This window comes from [Clostridium] symbiosum ATCC 14940 (assembly GCF_000466485.1).
GTDB lineage: Bacteria > Bacillota > Clostridia > Lachnospirales > Lachnospiraceae > Otoolea > Otoolea symbiosa.
In genome coordinates this window covers 31480-50146 of sequence record NZ_KE992916.1, presented here as the reverse complement: position 1 = coordinate 50146, position 18667 = coordinate 31480, and the positions used below count along the sequence as shown (strand labels likewise).

Here is an 18667-nt window from a genome sequence, read left to right as displayed (position 1 = left end):
GCCGTACCGGCGGCGTCCTCACCTGCTTAACTAACCCCCCATTTAAAAGGCCCTGCCGCACAAACCCGCAGCAGGGCCTCCCACTCTTCTAAAAATCAGTCTGAAATGCTGCCGTATTATCCTACTTCCAGCTTACCACATCCCAGATATCCGGTGTCTCCAGACCTAACTTCCAGCCTGCAACACCGGCCAGATCATACTTTTTGATCAGATCCATCTTGAGTCCCAGAGATTTTGCATCCTCCATCCAAAGATAATTCTTTCCGGCGGACGTATCGCATTCACCGTAATACTGCCCCACGGTCTCGTCCCATGTGAGCTGCATGCCATTATCCTCAGTCCACTTTTTCGCGTTGCCCAGTCCCATGGCCTTGGATGAAAATTTTCCGTCTTTTTCTGTCCAGAGGCGGGTAAAGAACGGGACTCCGTTAATCAGCTTTTCTTTTGGCACCAGTTCCAGGGTATCTTTAATTCCCTTTTCAACATATCCCAGGGAAGCGACCGAACCGGCATCTCCGCCCGCATAATGCTCGTCATAGCCCATAATAATTACATAGTCGGCTACAATTCCCTGCTCTCTGCGGTTATAGAAACGGTTATAAGGGGCCGGAACATAATTGTCTACCGACAGCACGAGGCCCTTCTTCCTGCAGGCCACGGAAAGCTCTCTGATAAACTGTATATAGTGTACCCCGGCCTCCTCCTTCAGACTCTCAAAATCGAGATTGATTCCGTCAAAGCCGTATGTATCGGCTTCATCCATCAGGCTGTCAATCAGCTTTTTCCTGACGGAGGTTTTGGACAGCAGTTCCTCCGACTGAACATTCTTTGTAATTTCACGGCTGAAATTATCGATTACCGCCCAGACCTGAAGTCCCATCGCATGAGCCTTCTCCACGTAGCTTCTGCTAGCCAGGGATTCATAATTCCCTTCATTATCACTCAGTGTAAACCAGGTCGGGGCAATAACATTCACACCTTCCGTTGCGGAAATCAATTCCTCCATTGCATTGTTAGCGGCATCAATCGTCACCTGATGCCAGACCATATTGATTTTTTCGTCCAGTGATATACTCTTGTATTCAGGTTCTGTAAATGTACTGACCGGAGTCTCCTCGTGAAGATTATCAAGTTTCCTGTTCGCCATATAGCCGATATGGCCGTCCTGTGTCATAACCTTGGCCCAATTATCCATCGTTTCCAGGACTACAACACTCTCATCCTTTACCAGCTCCGTAATAATCGGGCTTTTTACTCCTCCCTTTACGCGAAGCTTCCCATTCGTTTTAACCGTGGCAACCGCAACGGGTGACCAGGTATTCGATACATAGATCCGTTTATGGCTGCCGCTGTCATAGACATTCATCCTGACATCCGTGTAGTTCAGAATCAGGCCCAGCGCCAGATACGTTTTATCTCCACGCTCCAGCAGTATGTTCTTACCTCCGCTACCGGTCGTCCCGGCGTCGGCCGTGACCACTTCCTCCGGCAGGGCGTACACCAGTACTTTCTCCCTGTTATCCCAGTAAAAACGCTCATTCAGATTGGCATTTACCCAGTCTACCGGCAGATAAGTCTGGCCGTCTTCGTAAATCCCCCGGATTTTCTGTTTTTCATAATTCAGGAAAACAGTGACTTCATTATCACGGCTGTCGTAAATCAGGCTCAGGTCGGCTCTTTCATTAGTAGGCATATATCGTTTATAGCCGTAAACTCCGGCTGCACATGCCACCAGCAGCAAAAGGACCAGAAATACGGCTTTTAGCGGCGATTTTCTTCTCTTCATCTCATCCTCCGGTATTTTATTCATGTCTATATATTTCTATCATTAATATAGCTAGTATATCACACCTTATCCGGGGATTGTTGAATTTTTTCTTACGGTTCTTTATAAGTTACTGTTCACACGGTGCTGTTCCGCGAGGCGTGTTATTGTTCGCAGCACGCCGCTTTCTGGCGGGGTGTGGACAGTAACCTTTATAATCGGGCAATTCAGTTTCTTCCGTATTAACCTCCTGTTTTACTTGTAATAAACCCGGTCAAAGTGGATTTCCATCAGCAGTCCGGTATCGGCGCCAATATAGTCTCCCATATAAAAGGAGCCGTCTTCTTTCAGCTCAAATAATTTTGCATATTCTTCAGGTGTGCATTCTTTGCCGTCAATCAGGATCGGAATCCCCCTCTCCCTGTATTTCTTAAGGCCTTCTACAAAGATACGCTGCTGTTCCTTTTCACGCCTTTCCTTTTCAATTCGCCTCTTTTCTCTTTCGTCCATTGCTATCCCCTCGAATTTTGAGGGACGGTCGTCTTTTCCAGAAACCTTCAGGAAGTATATCGTGATATATCAGTTCCCGTCCCGCTTATATTTCAGGAGTCTCTCAAAGAAAGCCATTGCTTCTCCCGTTATGACAAATGCATCCGGCAGCCACGGTATAAGGCTGACTTGTACTTTTAAAAACCGTTTTATCATACCCGCAGTCTCCTTATTCCCAAAAGCCGCAAAATATTCCCAACCGCAGTCCCTTACCCGTTTGTCGGATATATGCTCCGAAAAGGCTCTCAGTCTCCACTCGCTGAAGGAACCCAGAAAAAATTTCCTGTCGCATCGCAGAAGTTCTTCTTCCACTTTGCCATTGTATGTCCCAAAATCCAGGATCACCGTATCAAACCTCAACTGACATTCCAGCAATTCTTTTCTGCCGGCATTTTTGTAATAAGAGACTCCATAGGTAATAAACGTCTGATCTTGTCTGTTTGTGACAGTTCTTGTCGAATAAATTTCCTGTATTTCCCCGAAAGCTCCGCTTGTATTCCATTCCAGAACTGCTGTTTTTCTGCCCATTACTCCTGTCATGTAGTTGCCGAGAAGGACTGTAAAATGGGTCACTCCCACGCCGGGGCTGCTTCCGGCCACTCCGATAAGCTCCGGTTTCCGGCGCTTCACATCTTCATTTATCTGTTGCCGCCTCCCCTTGACGGGAAGTGAAAAAGTCTTTTTATGCGCTCCCGTACCGTTCTTCCTTTCCCAAATGCCGCCGTACGGCTCTCGATGAGTTTCTCTAGTTTTTGCCCGCACTCCGTCTTCCGGGACAGCTCTTCAAAAAAGTTCCCGAAGCTTCTGTCTTCCGGCGCCGGAAACCAGGGCATTCTGTAAAATGAAAGTTTTGTGATATCTTCCGGCAGGACTATATCCATTTCGGAAGAAACATGATTAAAAATGACACGCAGATTTTTACTCTGCGCCAGAAGGCGTATTGCTCTTATGGAATCTTCCAGTTCCCACCACTTACCGCCGCAGACCAGAATCAGTAAATCATAATCCTTCTCCGAAACCGGCTGGAGTCCGGTTCCGCAGTCCTCGACGATAGCATTATATACCGGTTGTTCCAATCTGACGCAGCAGCCGTATCCCGGTTTCAGCTCCCATGCTCCAATATGATATATCCCATACTGATCCGGGCTCTGTTCAAGATACTCTGCCATTGCCAATACCGACCGTGAATCATTCTTCTCCTGATACAGGCTTCTGATTCCGTACCCCGTCAGATAAGCCGCCACGCCTAAAGACACATGGGTTGCTCCCATGCCGTGACTGCTGCTGGCTACAGCAATTCTGAGAAGTGATATGTTCTCTTCATTGAAAACACCCTGCTTTAATTCTATAAGCTCCTCAAGTACCTCCCTGACATTCTCATAACGTTCCTCTTTGTGCCGGCGCAGACACCGCCCTATAATGGCTCTCAGTTTCTCTTCCCACCCGGAATTTACCGTACCGGCGCTTTTTAAATCGGCCGGTTCTCTTCCCGGCGTCACAATGGCCTGCATCTCCGGTGATTTTCCGGTAAACATATAGTGAAGGAGGGCGCCGATGGCATAGATGTCGGTCCTTACATCCATCGGCTCGTCTGTGTATTGTTCCGGGGCTGCAAAGCCTTGTGTTCCATAGCGTTTTTCCGTTTTTCCGGTATGAGAAACCGATACTGCCTGATCAAAATCGATCAACTTAAGCGTTCCCCGGCAAATTAAAATATTATGAGGCTGCAGATCTAAATACAAAATTGGATTGGGTTTAAACGAATGCAGATAATCCATGATTTGACAAAGTTCCATTCCGAAAGAAATGAGCTTTGTCCCTGTCAGACTGCCCTGTCGATTGACCAGAGCATATAAGGACTCACCTTCAAGATATTCTTCGATGAGATAGTAAAAAATTGAATCCTCTTCCATGTCGTATATGATCGGGATTCCCGGATGTCTCAGATTTCTCAGTACGGCCGTCTCCCTGAGGAAACCGCTGCCCTCTTTTGCCACTCTCTTAATTGCCCTGAATTCATCCAGCCCGAGATGCTTTGCAAGAAACACGGTACCGCTTCTTCCGCTGCCGATCACCCGACATATCTGATATTTTCCAAATAATATGGTGCTTTCTGCTTCTACACCTCCTTTCGGAAATATCACTTCTCAGAGTTTCATTATAATATATTGCTTTCATTTTTTCAACTGATAAAATAAAATTGTTATAATCCTAAGAACGGAAATGTTACTGTTCACACGGTTATGTCCCGCGAGGTAATTTCAGGTTTTTACCCTTTTTAAGCTCTGCTTCCATAAATTTTAATAAATTTTTTTCATATATGAATTGCCAATTGCTTATATTATATAGTATATTGAATATGTAAGCTGAAGTAATTATCCGCTGCCGCAGGCAGTGGCTGGCTTAACACTGCGCAGAAACGAAAATAAACGTTTCCCGCTTTTAAACTCAGACCTGAAAAGACAAGGAAGTGAGCCTATGAAAATCGAACGTATCAATGAAAACCAGATCCGCTGCACGCTGTCGAGCTTTGACTTAAGCGTACGCGACCTGAATCTGGGAGAATTAGCCTATGGCAGCGAAAAAGCAAAAAAACTTTTCCGTGAGATGATTCAGAAGGCCTCCAACGAAGTAGGTTTTGAAGCAGAGGATATTCCGTTAATGGTGGAAGCAATTCCGCTCTCCAACGAAAGTATTATGCTTATCATTACAAAGATAGAAGATCCGGAAGAACTGGATACCCGTTTTTCCAAATTTTCTCCAATGGCAGAGGATGAAGATTCCCTGTCTTCACTGGCCAGTGAACTGCTGGAAGGAGCCGACGGGCTTCTGGAGCTGTTTGCGAAGACAGCCGGTGATACAGCCTCTTCCCCGACCCCCGGAGCCGCCGGACTGAAGAATCAGGAAAGCAGCTCCTCCGACAGTCAGCCCTCTGTCCGGTTTTTTACATTCGATAGCCTGGATCAGGTGTGTGACGCCGCCAGGATAGCTGGACAAGTGTTTGACGGGCCCAATTCACTTTATAAAAACCCGAAAAACCTCCGTTATTATCTGATTGTCAGAGAACCTGAGACAGGCAGTGATTCCTTCAAGCGGATCTGCAATCTCCTGTCGGAATACGGCAGCGCTCTGAAGACAGACCCGGCTGCTGAAGCCTACTATAAGGAACATTATGAGGTCATCGTAAGAGATCGCGCATTACAGACACTCTCGCAGCTGTAATGCCATACCCGCCCGGCCCGGAGGAAACGATAACCTGCACGCTTTGCGGAGCGGTTTTTATGTCATAGGTACTTTCCTATGATGTAAAAAAGACTTCCGCCTGAATCGGGAACTCGTCCCGCGGCGGAAGTCTTTTTATCGTTCAATTCCTGCTGCTATTTAGCGGCCAGGTATTCATTAATGGCATTAACTACCGTATCAACCTGAATTCCATGAACAAAGCATGCCTCTTCCAGAGATTCTCCCTGTGCGGAAGGACAGCCCAGACAATGCATGCCCGCACCCATCAGAATCGGAGCGACGCCCTCATCTACCATCAGAAGCTGGCCGATTAACATATCTTTACTAACCTGCATATTCCATTAACCTCCTTTTGTAATATATCCGTAACACCTTGCGGAATGTATCCTGCTAAACCGTTACATATATCCATACTATAATACTTTTCCTTAGACTTGGCAAGAAATAAAATTGTTATTCCTCTGAGCAGCACTTTAATTAGCCGGATGCCGTAAAGTTCATGCTGTCTGAACTGTTACCTTTTAGGCGGGCTGTGAGTAACAAAAATTGCCTGTACTCTATATTTTGTACTTTGCTTCAATTTTTAAACATAAAATACAGTAATTTCTTCTTGAATAATTTGCAGTAATAGTATAAAATAAACGCAAACGTCAAAATCTAAAGGAGGTACTTAATCATGGCATATGTAATTACTGACTCATGTGTAAGCTGCGGCGCTTGTGCTGGAGACTGTCCAGTGGGCGCTATTTCTCAGGGAGATGGCAAATACGAAATTGATGCAAATACTTGCATCGACTGCGGTTCCTGTGCTGGCACATGTCCAACAGGCGCTATCGAACAGGAATAATTAAGCGGAACGCTTAAGATACATAAGAGGCTGTCAGAGATGACAGTCTTTTTATGTTTATAAAAAGATGAGGTATTAATATGAATAAACCGGTTATCGGCCTGACGGCCTCCCATGATTTATTAACAGATGATTTGAAAATGGGACATTTCTATATCGATGCCATAAGAAAAAATGGAGCTATACCGCTGGTTCTCCCTCTCACACTGGATGAAGAAGAGGCCGGCCAACTGGCCGATACGCTGGATGGTTTCCTGTTCAGCGGAGGCCCCGATGTACATCCGTTTCTATTTGGTGAAGAGACACTGGCCGGCTGCGGAGATTTTTCACCGCTGCGTGACTCCTCTGAGCTGCTGCTGCTTTCCCAGGTTTACGAAAGGAAAAAGCCGGTTCTTGGCATCTGCCGGGGAGCCCAGCTCATTAATATCGCCCTTGGCGGAGATATCTACCAGGACATTTTTTCACAGCTTTCAGGACGCGTTCCGATTGCCCACCGGCAGCCGTTTAACGCAACGCATCCGGCCCACAGGGTAGCGGTCGAAACCGGGTCCCGGCTGGCGCAGATATCGGAATCCCTCTCGCTGGAGGTCAACAGCCTTCATCATCAGGCCATCCGCAATGTCGCCCCCTGCCTGACGGTCTGCGGCCGCGCTTCGGACGGCATCATCGAAGCGGTGGAACAGCCCGGACATCCGTTTCTGCTCGGGGTCCAGTGGCATCCCGAGCAGCTGGCCGGAAAGTATTCACATGCCGACCGTCTTTTCTCCGCTTTTATAAAGGCCTGCCGGAAAGCCTGACAGCAAAACTCCGCTTCAGAGGTTACAGCGGAGTTTTACAGTGCGCTCCAACGATAACCTGTACGCCGCACGCACAGGTCACCGCCTTCAATAATCGGCCGCAGCAGAAACAAGTCAAAGCTTGTTTCCGTTTCGGCCGAATTTTTTCTTTTTAAAGCGGAAAAACGGAAAGCCGGTGACTGAGGCCGCCGCCTCCGCCCTGCCCTGGTTGTCCCTCTGATAGGCACGGATCACTTCGTCCAGCTGCTTAAACCGCTCCTCTTCCCTCTCATCAGAAACCCGCATCAGATATTCCATCTCTTTCATCAGCTTATCATGCACCAGATAACTGATATCCTGGCTCAGTTTTTCGCTGTTCTCTTCCATAGCCCGTCCAATTATATGGTTCATTACCTTCTGAAACTGCTCCATCTTCTCTCCGGCCAGCAATGCCTCCACACTGTCCTTATCGAGAGCCGTAAGTCCGGCCTCTCCACCGCCCTCACATGCTTGTCCATCCTTTACTTTTTCATCTGCCCGTTTTTCGCCGTTCTTGTTTTCATTCCCTTTCTGCTCTTTCATGTCCTGCTCTCCTATACCTGTTTCTTTCAATGCGGCAATTACATCCTCTTCCAGGACCTCACTGGGAATAATCACCTTACCGTCCTGAAGGGATTTTGCCAGCGCAGTTTTAATCGCTTTCAACTGATATCCCTTTTCCTTCAGCACTTTTACCTGTTTAAAAAGACGGATATGAAAATCCGTATAATATCGGTGTCCCATATCATTCCTGGGAATTGGAAGTTCCAGTTCTTCCTCCCAGTAACGCAGCACATGTGCTTCTACATCCACTTTTTTCGACGCATCTGAAATCAGATAATGTATCTCAGCCATAATAAATCCTCTCCTTTAGTCCACAATATTTCGTAGCTTACTATTACTATATGCCGGGTTCAGAAGGAATATGAATATCAGGGAAAAATTTTAACATATGTTTTTTCTTATTTGAACAGGCAATTTCTGTCTATTGATAGAAAACAATTGTTTATGTTTGACAATTACCCCAGATAAATGGTAGAATTTCAGTATAAGCAGATTCCATATACATCTGTGTTAAAGAATCTCTTACAGGAAAAATTTTAGAAAGGTGGCTTTATGATGGATTATTACAATCTTGCAATTAAACGTGAATCTACAAGGAGTTTTAAGAAAAAACCGGTTTTAGAACGCCAGCTCGAAGAACTTCAGGACTATTTTCTGCAGTGCAGGAAACTGATAGAGGATATTCCGGTTACAATTGAACTTTTGGGACCGGAGACCCAGTCAATCCTTTCAGGCTGTGCCGGATACCATAATTTTATGATCGAGGCGCCCCATTATCTTCTCATCTCCTCCCCGAAGATGGATCATTATCTGGAAAATGCAGGCTATATCGGTGAGGATCTCGTCATGAAACTGACGGAACTGGAACTGGAGTCCTGCTGGATCACCGTCGGAGACAGTACCGAGACGAAAAAGCGCCTTAGCCTTCCGGAAAATATGGAACCATGTGCATTGATTGCCTTCGGCAATGCCACTGTCATGCTGCCCTCCTCCAGACTGGACATCAAAAGTATCTCTGATGTAACCATAAAAAAACGTACCGGCTTCGTTGCTCCAAAACTGTCTGTCGACCATGCCGTATACACAAAAAACTGGGGTGAGAGCGCGGAGATATCCTCACTCCCCCTCAACAGCAGCCTGTACCAGGCCTTCATTGCCGCCTGCTGCGCCCCGTCCTACTTAAACCTGCAGTCCTACCGCTTTATTATGGACGGAAACAGGATACTGTTTGTCACTCTTCCCGATGAACTGACCACACCTGACGATACGCGCCTGAATGCCGGAATCGCGATGCTCCACTTCGCCGGTGCGATGGAAAACCATCACAGTTCCGAGAGCGGCTGGATCATGGGGGTTCCTGAAGATGTCTTCGAATTGCCTGAAGGCGCGCGGATTGACGGATATTATACCACCTGATAAATCCGGCGTTAATATCAAACGCCTCGCGGGATACAACCGTGTGAACAATAGCCCAAAACGCCCTGCAGGGAACATAATTCTCTGCAGGGCGTTTTTCCGTGGCATACATATTACCTGGCAAATAATTGCCGGAATTCCCTCACCTGTGTCCTTCCAATCGGAAGTAACACCTTCTCATGATATTTCATCTTAAGGCTGTAACCGTTATTAAATGCCGGCACCATCTCAAGAACATAATCCAGATTCACCAGATAACTTTTATGTATTCTGAAAAACCGGCAGTTTTTCAGCCTCGTCTCATAATAATTCAGAGACTCATTCTGAAGATACGACTTTTTAGCCGTATGAATCCGGCAGGAGCGTTTTTCCGTCTCAATATATATAATATCCGATACATCGAGAACCTGAAAGCTGGCTCCGGCATTGACCATGATTTTATTAATCGCCATTTCCCGCGCGCCTGCCGCCTCGGCTCTCTTCTCCTCCAGCCTGCCCATCGTCTTTTTTACCCTGTCCAAATCAAATGGTTTAAGCAGATAATCTGCTGCTCCCAGCTCAAATGCTTTTACCGCATATTCCCGGTAAGCCGTGGCAAAAATAATCTGCGCCTCGGGAACCTTGCTTTTTATCATCGATGCCAGCGTTGTTCCGTTTGCTCTCCCAAGATCGATATCCACAAAGCAGACGTCAAATACTTTCGTATTCAGAAGCTCCATCAGCCTGTCGCTGCTGTCGGCCTCCGTGATTTCCGCCGACGGACTGCACTGCCTGATCAGATATACCAGTTCACTTCTTGCAGGGCGTTCGTCATCTACTACCGCAATCCTCATCTGTCCTCTCTTTCTGGTTTGGAATAATCATTCGCACAATAGTTCCTGACCCTCCCGAAATAATCTGAAGACCGGCTCCTTTTCCGAATATACCCGTCAGCCTCCGCTGCACATTCAGCATGCCGATTCCATGCCCTTCATTTTGATGAGGGAGCTGAGAACTGCCGTTTTCATAAAGCCGGTCTACTATTTCCTTATCCATTCCGGGACCATTGTCTATCACATCAATCATCGTCGATTTTTCTTCTTTTTTTATACGGATTGTCACCTGCCCCTTATCCCTCTTCATCGCGCCGTGGCGCACTGCATTCTCTACAATCGGCTGCAGGATAAGATTCGGTACGCGGCAGGTCAGATCCTCCGGCTCCGCTTCGATTCGAATCTTCAGATGCTCCTCAAACCGCGCCTCCTCCAGCATCAGATAGGCTTTTACATGTTCTAACTCCGTCTCCAGTGTCACGCTGCTGTCAATGTCGTCCAGCATATTGCGGAAGTAGGAGCTGAGTGCCATCAAAAGCTCTCTCGCCTTCTCCGGCTTTTCCCGGCAGAAACAGGAGATTGTATTTAACGCATTAAAAAGAAAATGAGGGTTAATCTGCGACTGGAGTGCCTTAATCTCCGCTTTCCTCAGATGTTCTTTCTGTTTTTCCATGTCCACCAGCTTTAACTGGGTTGCGAAATAATTAGCGATACCCGTTCCAAATTCAATATCCGCACGGTAGGAATATGCATTCTTCCTGGCCAGCATGACAAAAGAAAGAACTTCCTCCCCGCTTCGGACAATTGGGGCGGAAATAATCACATTTTTCTCATAGAGAGGATAAAAAGCATCCTCCGGCAATGGAACCCTGCTGATTCTCGTGGTTCTGTAAGTCTTCGTGGCTGCCAACAGACGGGGATAGGAGGTTTTATCCAGTATAATCGAATCGAAGGCGCTGCTCCGTCCCAGAAATTCATACTCCCTGATCACCGCCACACCCACGCATTTATGCTCAGACATGACAATATCGATTATTTTCTGCATGCTTTCCCTGTTCGTCTCGGCATCACCGAGATAAGGAGCGCACCGCTCCGCTGTTCTGAGCGCCAGGGATACATTAACCGCTACCTTCAGGTCTTCATTATTGAATATGGATTTAAACACGCTGAAAAAGATGACCATACCGACCGAATTAATGATAACCATCGGCACCAGCACAATCTTCACAATTACAAGCGCCTCGTTAAACGGTCTCGTTAAAATCAGTATCAGTATCATATGGATCGCTTCGGCCACAAAAGTGCTGACAAGAAGGAACCAGTTGGAATACTGCCTGTTGTCCTTTTTTGCATATCCAATCCAGGAGCCGATCACCCCATGGAGTATAGCCGCCAAAACGCAGGCCAGGGTACTGATACGCTCCGGAAATATAAGGTACCGGTGTATAGAGGCAATGACGGCCGTCGTCATTCCCGATACGGGCCCTCCCAGAAACCCGGCTGACAGCACCCCGATTACGCGGGTATTGGGAAGCGCCCCTTCCACCTGGATTCCTATATAGTCGGAAATAACACAGAATATTCCGAAAATGCCTCCCAATACAAGCTGGTTACGGACTTTTCTGGTTCCGGTTTTGCGATCGTTGCGTTCCTCCTCTTCCCCGTTCAAAAGAAGCACCTTGACAAATTCTATCTTAGTCAGCATAAGGGCCAGAACAATGAGCAGAGAGATGTTCATACAGATACTCATAATAACGTCATAAACCATACTGATTCCCCCATTCCCGGCGCTATCCGATTAACGATAACCGGCACGCTGCGCGCACAGATCACCGCCTTCAATGATAAAAAGGATACTGCGGCTTCCGTGCAGCTCCGCAGCATCCCTTTATGCCGGTTTTTTACGTAACTATTGTACCATGTTTTTTTGCCATTGTCTTCTGTAATAAAACTATTCCAACGCAGATTGCAATACCGATAATATCGGTAATCAGGCCGCTGTCAATTAACAGATAGGCGCCGGCAAAACAGAGAATACGCAAGACGGCATTGACCTTTCGAAACAGGAATCCCTCTACTGCCACACTGATCAGGAATACGCCGATGGCAGCGGTAATCGCCACCTGAATTCCTTTGGCAATCGGAGTATCGAGAAGCAGAAGCTCCGTATTATAAACAAACATATAAGGCAGAATAAAGCCGGCCAGGGCCAGTTTGACCGACGCCCATCCGGTCTTCATCGGGCTTCCTCCCGCTATTCCTGCCGCGGCAAAGGCTGCCAGGGCAACCGGAGGCGTCAGGTTTGCAAACATTGCAAAATAGAAGCAGAACATATGGGCCGCGATCGGGGGGATCCCCAGTGTCACAAGTGCCGGAGCCGCAATCGTGGATGTGATGATATAGGACGGGATACTCGGAAGTCCCATACCGAGAATCATACACGTTACCATTGTAAACATCAATGTGAACATCAGGCTCTGTCCGCCGATTTGAATAATCGTACTTGCCATGTTGAGTGCAAAACCGGTGATACTGCAAACTCCTACGATAATTCCGACGCAGGCGCAGGCAATGGCAACCGAGACAGTCGATTTGGCGCTGGCTACCATAGCATCAATAATATCGTTCAGGCTCATCCTGGTATTCGGGCGGAGCTGTGCAACGACGATTGTAAACAGAATTGTGTAAAATGCGGCCATAATAACCGTTTTCCCGCTGAAGAACAGCATATAGATCAGGAAGACGAGCGGTATGGCGAGATGGCCGTACTCCTTCATTACTTCCCCGACTTTCGGGAGCTGGTCTTTCGGCGTACCCTGCATTCCCATTTTCTCCGCACGCATCTGAATCTGAAGCAGGATTCCCATATAGTAGATTACGGCAGGAATAATGGCCGATACCAGCAGCGTACTGTACTTTATGCCCAGAGTCTCTGCCATGATGAAGGCGGCCGCGCCCATAACCGGCGGCATGAGCTGTCCGCCGACAGAGCCGGTGGCCACAATGGCTCCTGAAAATTCGTTGTCGTAGCCCGTCTTTTTCATCAGCGGAATGGTAAAGGAACCCGTTGTCACGACGACCGCAACGGCAGCGCCGTTAATCATTCCAAGTAGTCCGGAGGCCACAACGGCCACCTTTGCAGGCCCGCCTTTGCTTCCTCCTGCCAGCGCGTTGGCAATATCATTAAAGAATTTACCCATGCCGCACTTGTTCATAATCTCGCCGAATGCGATAAACAGGAATATGTACGTTGACGCAACATTGACAGATGAGCCGTATATTCCCTCTGTATTGGCAAAGAAGTGGCTCATCAGCTTCTGCCACGTATATCCCCTGTGGAGGAATATGCCGGGAATATTAACCGGTATCAGGCCCTGCTTTGTTCCCATCAGGCTGTATAAAATAAAAATTACGCCTAAAATAGGAAGCGCCATGCCGCACACCCGCCTCGTTGCTTCCAGCACCAGCAGCGTAAGCAGCGTTCCGATTATAACATCCATGGAGTTGGGCTTTCCGGCCCGATTGATGATGTTGAAATAATCAAGCCACATGTACAGCGGTACAGCGGCCGAGAGTGCTATCAGGATATAATCATACCAGGCAATTATTTTCCGGCTTGCCTTTTTTGTTGCGGGATACATGGCAAAAGCCAGTATAAGAATCATAGACACATGAAGTGACCGGTGCTTCAGTGTCTCAGGCATCCAGAAACCGGATGCAAACACAAGATGATACAGCGTAACCAGAATTGCGAATATCTTATATGCCATGGCAACCGCCGGTGATACAAAGGTACGCGTCTTACTTTCTTTATCAAATTTCTCAAGGAGTTCCTGCTTGTCGGCCTCCGTTATCTCTTTATCCCTGTCTTCCCCGGCTGCTGCCTCAGCATTCTCCTCCGGTACGGCTGTATCCGCCGTTTTCTTCTTCCAGACCATTTCATATCCTCCTTGCCCTATTCAATACAAAGTACGATTTTCTGATGATGGGGCATATCACTGCCCCGGATCAAAAGGCGGCCGTTTAATCCTATCTCTTTTAATGCCGTCTGCGAATTAATCCAGTTAAACTGAGGAAATTCGCTCTCTATATCGTCCATGTAAATGAGTCCATCCTCATAGCGGTAGGTACAGTCCATTTCCGCAGGAATACCCGCGCCGAACCCGGCTACCGAAATCGTATGCAGAAGAAAGCTTCCGTCTTCTTCAATCTCATAATATTCATTCCACGGGATATGCTCAAAAGAGTGCTCCCACCCAAAGGTCAGTTCATCTCCGGTCTCCACCGGCACTCTCACATAAGTGTCTCCCGACTCCTGGTTCCTGATGACCAGGTATTCTCTCTGCCGCAGCCGGAACGCTGCGGCAGAAACAACAAACAAAGCTGAAAGAATCAGCAGAAAAGCTGCGGTTAATAATAGCTTAGTTCTGCGGCGTATCATATCCATGATCCTGCCACCATTTAGCGGCGCCGTCGTGGAGTGGAATCTTAACGTCATCTACACCGAAGGTCACGTCGATATTCTGATCGGCTGTGTTATGGGAGGCTTTAATGCTGCCGATATCATTGAAGATACAGTCCATCATGTCATATACCATATCATTGGAAAGGTCTTTGTTGACCAGCATAATGTTATATACAAAAACGCTCTCCACATCCTCCTCATTATTATAAGTATCGGCGGGGATTATGCTGGCCGCAAAGAACGGGTATTTATTAATCAGGTTATCTCTTCCGTCTCCGTCAATCGGTACGATTACCATATCATAGCTGAACGCCAGCTCACTGACCGTAGAGTTTGGAAGTCCCGATGTAACAAAAGCGGCGTCGCACTGTCCGTTTTTCATCTGGTCGATGGCCTCACCGTAAGATAAATAGTCAACCTCGCTGTCTTCATAGGTCATTCCGTATGCCTCATAAATCATGCGGGCATTTAATTCTACTCCTGAGTTGGGAGCGCCGACTCCGACACGTTTCCCTTTCAGATCCTCTACGCTCTTGATTCCTGTGTTTGCCGTCGTTACAAGCTGAACGTAATTCGGCCACAGGCGCATAGCCGCGCGCAGTTCCGTATTTGGCGTTTCAAAAGCGCCGAATCCCTCATACGCCTGCATGACGGAATCCTGCATTGCAATTGCAAGCTCCGCCTCACCTGCGGTAATCAGGTTAATATTCTCAACCGAAGCTCCCGTCGCCTGCGCGGAGGTCTTGTACCCCGCATTGCCGAGCACCGTCGCGAAAGCTCCGCCAATCGGATAATAAATTCCGCTGGTAGGACCGGTTGCAATGGTTACAAATTCCGTGGCTCTGTCTATATCCACAGAAGGCGCCTGAACACCCTCCCCTTCGCCTTCCTGGGACTCCGCCGCCGGTGCCGGTGCTGCCGTGCTGCCTGAACCGGAAGTCCCCGAATCTCCCGAGCAGGCCGTCAGTGACGCCGCCATTGTCAAACAGGTAATGCATGCCACGATTGCTTTCATTGTTTTTTTCATACTCCTTACCCTCTTTCTTATTTGTTTACTGTCTTTTTATAATTATTTAATAATTATGAGCTAATTTTACATTTTCTTAACACCATGGTCAATAGACCTTGTGCAAACTGCCCAAAACAGCGTTTAAAACGTCGAAATCCGTGTATGAAAAGCAGCATAAAAAAGCCGATTTTAATTTCCTTTTTTAATGCTTTCATAGCATTTGACTTTTAAGCCGGCAGATACTAAAATTCAATTAAACGCAGCTTTTAAATCATATCAACATTTTCGGAGGGAAAAATATGGACTACAGACGATTCGGTAATAAAATAATAGCGAGGATTGATAAAGGCGAAGAGATACTGGAAAAGATTAAAGAAATATCATTAAAAGAGGATATCAGATTAGCCGAGGTTACCGCTCTCGGCGCTATCAATGATTTCACGGCCGGGGTGTTTAAAACGCTGGAAAAGAAGTATGATTCGAATGATTTCAAAGGAAATTTTGAGATTGTATCTTTGACCGGAACCATAAATACGATGGACGGCTGTTTTTACACCCATATCCATATGAGCGCCGGCAATGAAAAAGGAGAAGTGTTCGGCGGTCATCTGAACAGGGCTGTCGTGAGTGCAACCTGTGAGATGGTCATAACTATAATAGACGGCAGCGTCGATCGCCGTTTTGATGAAGAAGTAGGTTTGAATTTATTGAACTTCGGGGAGGTTTAAGAGCATGAAGAAAAAATTTGCTTTTATTCTTATGAGTGACGCTTATAATCCTGATGTACATCAGGCATCTTTTGAGAAAGAGACAATGTCCACCCATATCTACACAGTCCGCAGCTTCGAAGAGGCTTGCTCGAAGCTTAAGGAACTGGAGAAAGAGGGGTTCGGGGCAGTCGAGCTGTGCGGGGCCTTCGGCCCGGAAAAAGCGCAGCAGCTTATTGAACTTACCCATAATAAAATTGCAATCGGTTACGTAGTACACAATCCGGAGCAGAATCAGCTGTTTGATGCCTTTTTCGGACACTGAGCATGATTCTTTTTCTATTTAGTAATTTTTTTCTTCCGCAACATGCCTGTTCAGTTTCTTAACTTCCGGTACAATGAAGCAGGCAACTACCAGGGCAGAGCCGACATCGGCGGCCGGTCCTGCATAAAGTATCCCATCCAGGCCGAAAAAGAGAGGCAGTATCAGTATCAGCGGGACAAGCAGAAGAAGCTGGCGCAGCATGGATAAAACCGTTGCTTTCAGCGGCTGTCCCGTGGCCTGGAAATAATTTGTCGCTACAATCTGAAATCCTGCGCAGAAAATACCTCCGAGATATACCCGCATGCATTTCACTGCAAACTCCATGAAAATCTCATTACCTCCGCCAAACAACTGTATAATCTGTCTTGGAAACAGTTGGCATACCAGCCAGCCGATTACTACGGAAACTGTGGCTGCCGTCATCGCGCATTTTAACAATTTCTTTATTCTGTGATAATGTCCGGCTCCGTAATTATATCCCCAGATAGCCTGAGAACCGATTCCGATACCAATACAGATGGAGGCGAGTATCATTGCCAGCTTCATTATAATTCCCATCGCGCTTAGAGCAACATCCCCTCCGGTAGATACCTGATTACCGTAAAGAACAAGTGAATTATTCATGACAATCTGCATCAGGCAGGCCACTAATTGTGTCACACCTGAAGACATTCCCAGAGTAACGATTCGTCCTGCCACACGCGGAACGATTTTCATCTTACTGAGCTTCAGGCGTATTGAACCTTTTCTGATAAAATACCATGCCAGAACCGCGGCTGAGATAAGCTGTGATGTAACGGTGGCAATCGCCGCTCCCTTTACGCCCCAGTGGAAGATAAATATGTAGACCGGATCGAGTATTGTGTTAAGAACTGCGCCAATCAGTACTCCGTACATGGACAGCCTCGGCTGTCCGTCCGTCCTTGCCATGTTTGAAAGACACGGTCCCAATATGCTGGCCGGAACTCCCGCCAGAATAATGGAGGCGTAATCCCTGGCGTAGGGCATAATCGTATCCGTCGCGCCAAAAAGCCGCAGCAGCGGATCTAAAAATATCAGCCCCGCTGCCGAAATCAAAATGCCGGATAAAAGCCCAATGATAAACATATTATTCAGGACATCTTCAGCCTCCCCCTCCTGCCGCTGCCCCAGTTTAATTGCCGCATAAGCGCTTCCGCCCGACCCGATTAAGGTGGCAAAGGCCATAACGATTGTCATGACAGGGAAGGATACGGTGGTAGCCGCATTTCCCAGGTAACCGACTCCCTGGCCGATAAAAATCTGATCTACAATGTTATAAACCGCATTTACCAGAACCGCTATGGTCGCCGGTACCGCAAATTCCACCAGAAGCAGACCGATGGGCTTATACTCCAGCGGGTTTTCTTTTCTTACTGTAAATTGTTCCAATATTAATACACCTTCTTATTTTTTATTGATTGATAAGCATTGTCAGCCATTTTCCCAAGCAGTTTTGCCGCCTGTTCCTTCTCCTGCTCCGTTAAACCATCCATTAATATCTCATTCCAGTGTCTCCCGACCTCGTAAACTTCCTCCACTTGCGGCAGGGCTTTCGGAGTGGTATATAAATGACAGAGCCTCCTGTCTTTCGCATCCGTTTCTTTTATTATGTACTCCTTATCGATCAGCTGCTGGACTGCCCGGGTCACCGTCCCCTTGTCGAAGTATCCCAGTCCCGCCAATTCCTGCATGCTGATTCCCTGATTCTCATAGATTCGAACCAGAAAAAACTGTTGTCCGCTCTTTACTCCTTCGAATAACTCCCTGTCAAAAAACCTTTGTCCATGCCGATGTATAATGGATATCAGCTTATTCAGTTGATATGGCTGCCTCATCATCTGTTTCCTCCGTCACAATAGTTGCACACTCAACTATTAGTTTAACACCAAATGGTTGAGTGTGCAACTATTTTTTTTGTACTTCAATTATAAAAGCATTATGCAAAATGTAACAGTTCAGACAGGACGCTGTTACTTAAATTTAACTGAGGTAGGAGGACGCGTCCGGAACGGACCATGTCCGGTGTGGTGGGGGGGGCTGGCTGAGTCTTCCGTCCCCGGTTGAAGGGTGTCGTGAGGGGGAATCCGGCCGGAAAGAATTGCTGCGGGGACCGTTTGCACTCTTTGGAG

The 18667-nt window shown here is 47.2% G+C and carries 19 protein-coding genes; 6 read left to right on the top strand and 13 right to left on the bottom strand.

Features of this window, described 5'->3' with window-relative positions; genetic code table 11:
• Window positions 1-121 precede the first annotated feature (121 nt).
• From CLOSYM_RS11305 to CLOSYM_RS11290, 4 genes are all read right to left on the bottom strand, one after another.
• Window positions 122-1786 carry a glycosyl hydrolase family 18 protein gene (locus CLOSYM_RS11305; protein WP_009297303.1) on the bottom strand — a complete coding sequence of 555 codons (1665 nt, stop codon included), beginning with the start codon at window positions 1784-1786 and terminating at the stop codon, window positions 122-124.
• 234 nt (window positions 1787-2020) lie between these two features.
• Window positions 2021-2275: a hypothetical protein gene (locus tag CLOSYM_RS11300; RefSeq protein WP_003500989.1), complete on the bottom strand. Its 255-nt coding sequence runs from the start codon at window positions 2273-2275 to the stop codon at window positions 2021-2023.
• A gap of 69 nt (window positions 2276-2344) precedes the next feature.
• On the bottom strand, window positions 2345-2944 hold the full coding sequence (locus tag CLOSYM_RS11295; protein WP_003501003.1) for a hypothetical protein: 600 nt from the start codon (window positions 2942-2944) through the stop codon (window positions 2345-2347).
• Window positions 2945-2952: 8 nt separating this feature from the next.
• Window positions 2953-4458 (bottom strand): serine/threonine protein kinase, encoded by a 1506-nt coding sequence (locus CLOSYM_RS11290; RefSeq protein ID WP_021642216.1) that lies wholly within the window; start codon window positions 4456-4458, stop codon window positions 2953-2955.
• Between the two features lie 334 nt (window positions 4459-4792).
• On the opposite strand from CLOSYM_RS11290, the gene CLOSYM_RS11285 reads away from it, so the two are divergent.
• Window positions 4793-5536 (top strand): adaptor protein MecA, encoded by a 744-nt coding sequence (locus CLOSYM_RS11285; RefSeq protein WP_021642215.1) that lies wholly within the window; start codon window positions 4793-4795, stop codon window positions 5534-5536.
• Window positions 5537-5691: 155 nt separating this feature from the next.
• On the opposite strand, the gene CLOSYM_RS11280 is transcribed toward CLOSYM_RS11285, so the two are convergent.
• Entirely contained in the window at window positions 5692-5892 is a 201-nt protein-coding gene (locus tag CLOSYM_RS11280) for a DUF1858 domain-containing protein (RefSeq protein ID WP_003501008.1), read from the bottom strand.
• A gap of 341 nt (window positions 5893-6233) precedes the next feature.
• On the opposite strand from CLOSYM_RS11280, the gene CLOSYM_RS11275 reads away from it, so the two are divergent.
• Both CLOSYM_RS11275 and CLOSYM_RS11270 read left to right on the top strand, forming a co-directional pair.
• Window positions 6234-6404, top strand: a complete 171-nt coding sequence (locus tag CLOSYM_RS11275) for a DUF362 domain-containing protein (protein ID WP_024739642.1) — start codon at window positions 6234-6236, stop codon at window positions 6402-6404.
• Window positions 6405-6484: 80 nt separating this feature from the next.
• Window positions 6485-7201 (top strand): gamma-glutamyl-gamma-aminobutyrate hydrolase family protein, encoded by a 717-nt coding sequence (locus tag CLOSYM_RS11270; RefSeq protein WP_021642213.1) that lies wholly within the window; start codon window positions 6485-6487, stop codon window positions 7199-7201.
• 114 nt (window positions 7202-7315) lie between these two features.
• On the opposite strand, the gene CLOSYM_RS11265 is transcribed toward CLOSYM_RS11270, so the two are convergent.
• On the bottom strand, window positions 7316-8074 hold the full coding sequence (locus CLOSYM_RS11265; protein WP_021642212.1) for a helix-turn-helix domain-containing protein: 759 nt from the start codon (window positions 8072-8074) through the stop codon (window positions 7316-7318).
• A gap of 261 nt (window positions 8075-8335) precedes the next feature.
• Here CLOSYM_RS11265 and CLOSYM_RS11260 point away from each other — a divergent pair, with 261 nt between their 5' ends.
• Window positions 8336-9199 carry a nitroreductase family protein gene (locus CLOSYM_RS11260; RefSeq protein ID WP_021642211.1) on the top strand — a complete coding sequence of 288 codons (864 nt, stop codon included), beginning with the start codon at window positions 8336-8338 and terminating at the stop codon, window positions 9197-9199.
• Between the two features lie 113 nt (window positions 9200-9312).
• On the opposite strand, the gene CLOSYM_RS11255 is transcribed toward CLOSYM_RS11260, so the two are convergent.
• From CLOSYM_RS11255 to CLOSYM_RS11235, 5 genes are all read right to left on the bottom strand, one after another.
• Window positions 9313-10032 (bottom strand): LytR/AlgR family response regulator transcription factor, encoded by a 720-nt coding sequence (locus CLOSYM_RS11255; protein WP_021642210.1) that lies wholly within the window; start codon window positions 10030-10032, stop codon window positions 9313-9315.
• On the bottom strand, window positions 10010-11779 hold the full coding sequence (locus CLOSYM_RS11250; RefSeq protein ID WP_021642209.1) for a LytS/YhcK type 5TM receptor domain-containing protein: 1770 nt from the start codon (window positions 11777-11779) through the stop codon (window positions 10010-10012). The genes CLOSYM_RS11255 and CLOSYM_RS11250 overlap by 23 nt, the downstream gene beginning before the upstream one ends.
• Window positions 11780-11912: 133 nt before the next feature.
• Window positions 11913-13949 (bottom strand): TRAP transporter permease, encoded by a 2037-nt coding sequence (locus CLOSYM_RS11245; RefSeq protein WP_003501028.1) that lies wholly within the window; start codon window positions 13947-13949, stop codon window positions 11913-11915.
• Between the two features lie 17 nt (window positions 13950-13966).
• Window positions 13967-14452, bottom strand: a complete 486-nt coding sequence (locus tag CLOSYM_RS11240; protein WP_044902371.1) for a DUF1850 domain-containing protein — start codon at window positions 14450-14452, stop codon at window positions 13967-13969.
• Entirely contained in the window at window positions 14433-15503 is a 1071-nt protein-coding gene (locus CLOSYM_RS11235; protein WP_021642206.1) for a TAXI family TRAP transporter solute-binding subunit, read from the bottom strand. Before CLOSYM_RS11235 ends, CLOSYM_RS11240 begins: the two co-directional genes overlap by 20 nt.
• 281 nt (window positions 15504-15784) lie before the next feature.
• Here CLOSYM_RS11235 and CLOSYM_RS11230 point away from each other — a divergent pair, with 281 nt between their 5' ends.
• On the top strand, window positions 15785-16213 hold the full coding sequence (locus CLOSYM_RS11230; protein ID WP_003501033.1) for a PPC domain-containing DNA-binding protein: 429 nt from the start codon (window positions 15785-15787) through the stop codon (window positions 16211-16213).
• A 4-nt stretch (window positions 16214-16217) separates the two neighbouring features.
• Window positions 16218-16517 carry a DUF6506 family protein gene (locus CLOSYM_RS11225; RefSeq protein ID WP_021642204.1) on the top strand — a complete coding sequence of 100 codons (300 nt, stop codon included), beginning with the start codon at window positions 16218-16220 and terminating at the stop codon, window positions 16515-16517.
• A gap of 18 nt (window positions 16518-16535) precedes the next feature.
• On the opposite strand, the gene CLOSYM_RS11220 is transcribed toward CLOSYM_RS11225, so the two are convergent.
• Together CLOSYM_RS11220 and CLOSYM_RS11215 are read right to left on the bottom strand one after the other, a co-directional pair.
• Window positions 16536-17927: an MATE family efflux transporter gene (locus tag CLOSYM_RS11220; RefSeq protein WP_021642203.1), complete on the bottom strand. Its 1392-nt coding sequence runs from the start codon at window positions 17925-17927 to the stop codon at window positions 16536-16538.
• 2 nt (window positions 17928-17929) lie between these two features.
• Complete coding sequence (locus tag CLOSYM_RS11215) at window positions 17930-18376, bottom strand: MarR family winged helix-turn-helix transcriptional regulator (protein ID WP_021642202.1); 447 nt, start codon at window positions 18374-18376, stop codon at window positions 17930-17932.
• Between the last annotated feature and the right edge of the window lie 291 nt (window positions 18377-18667).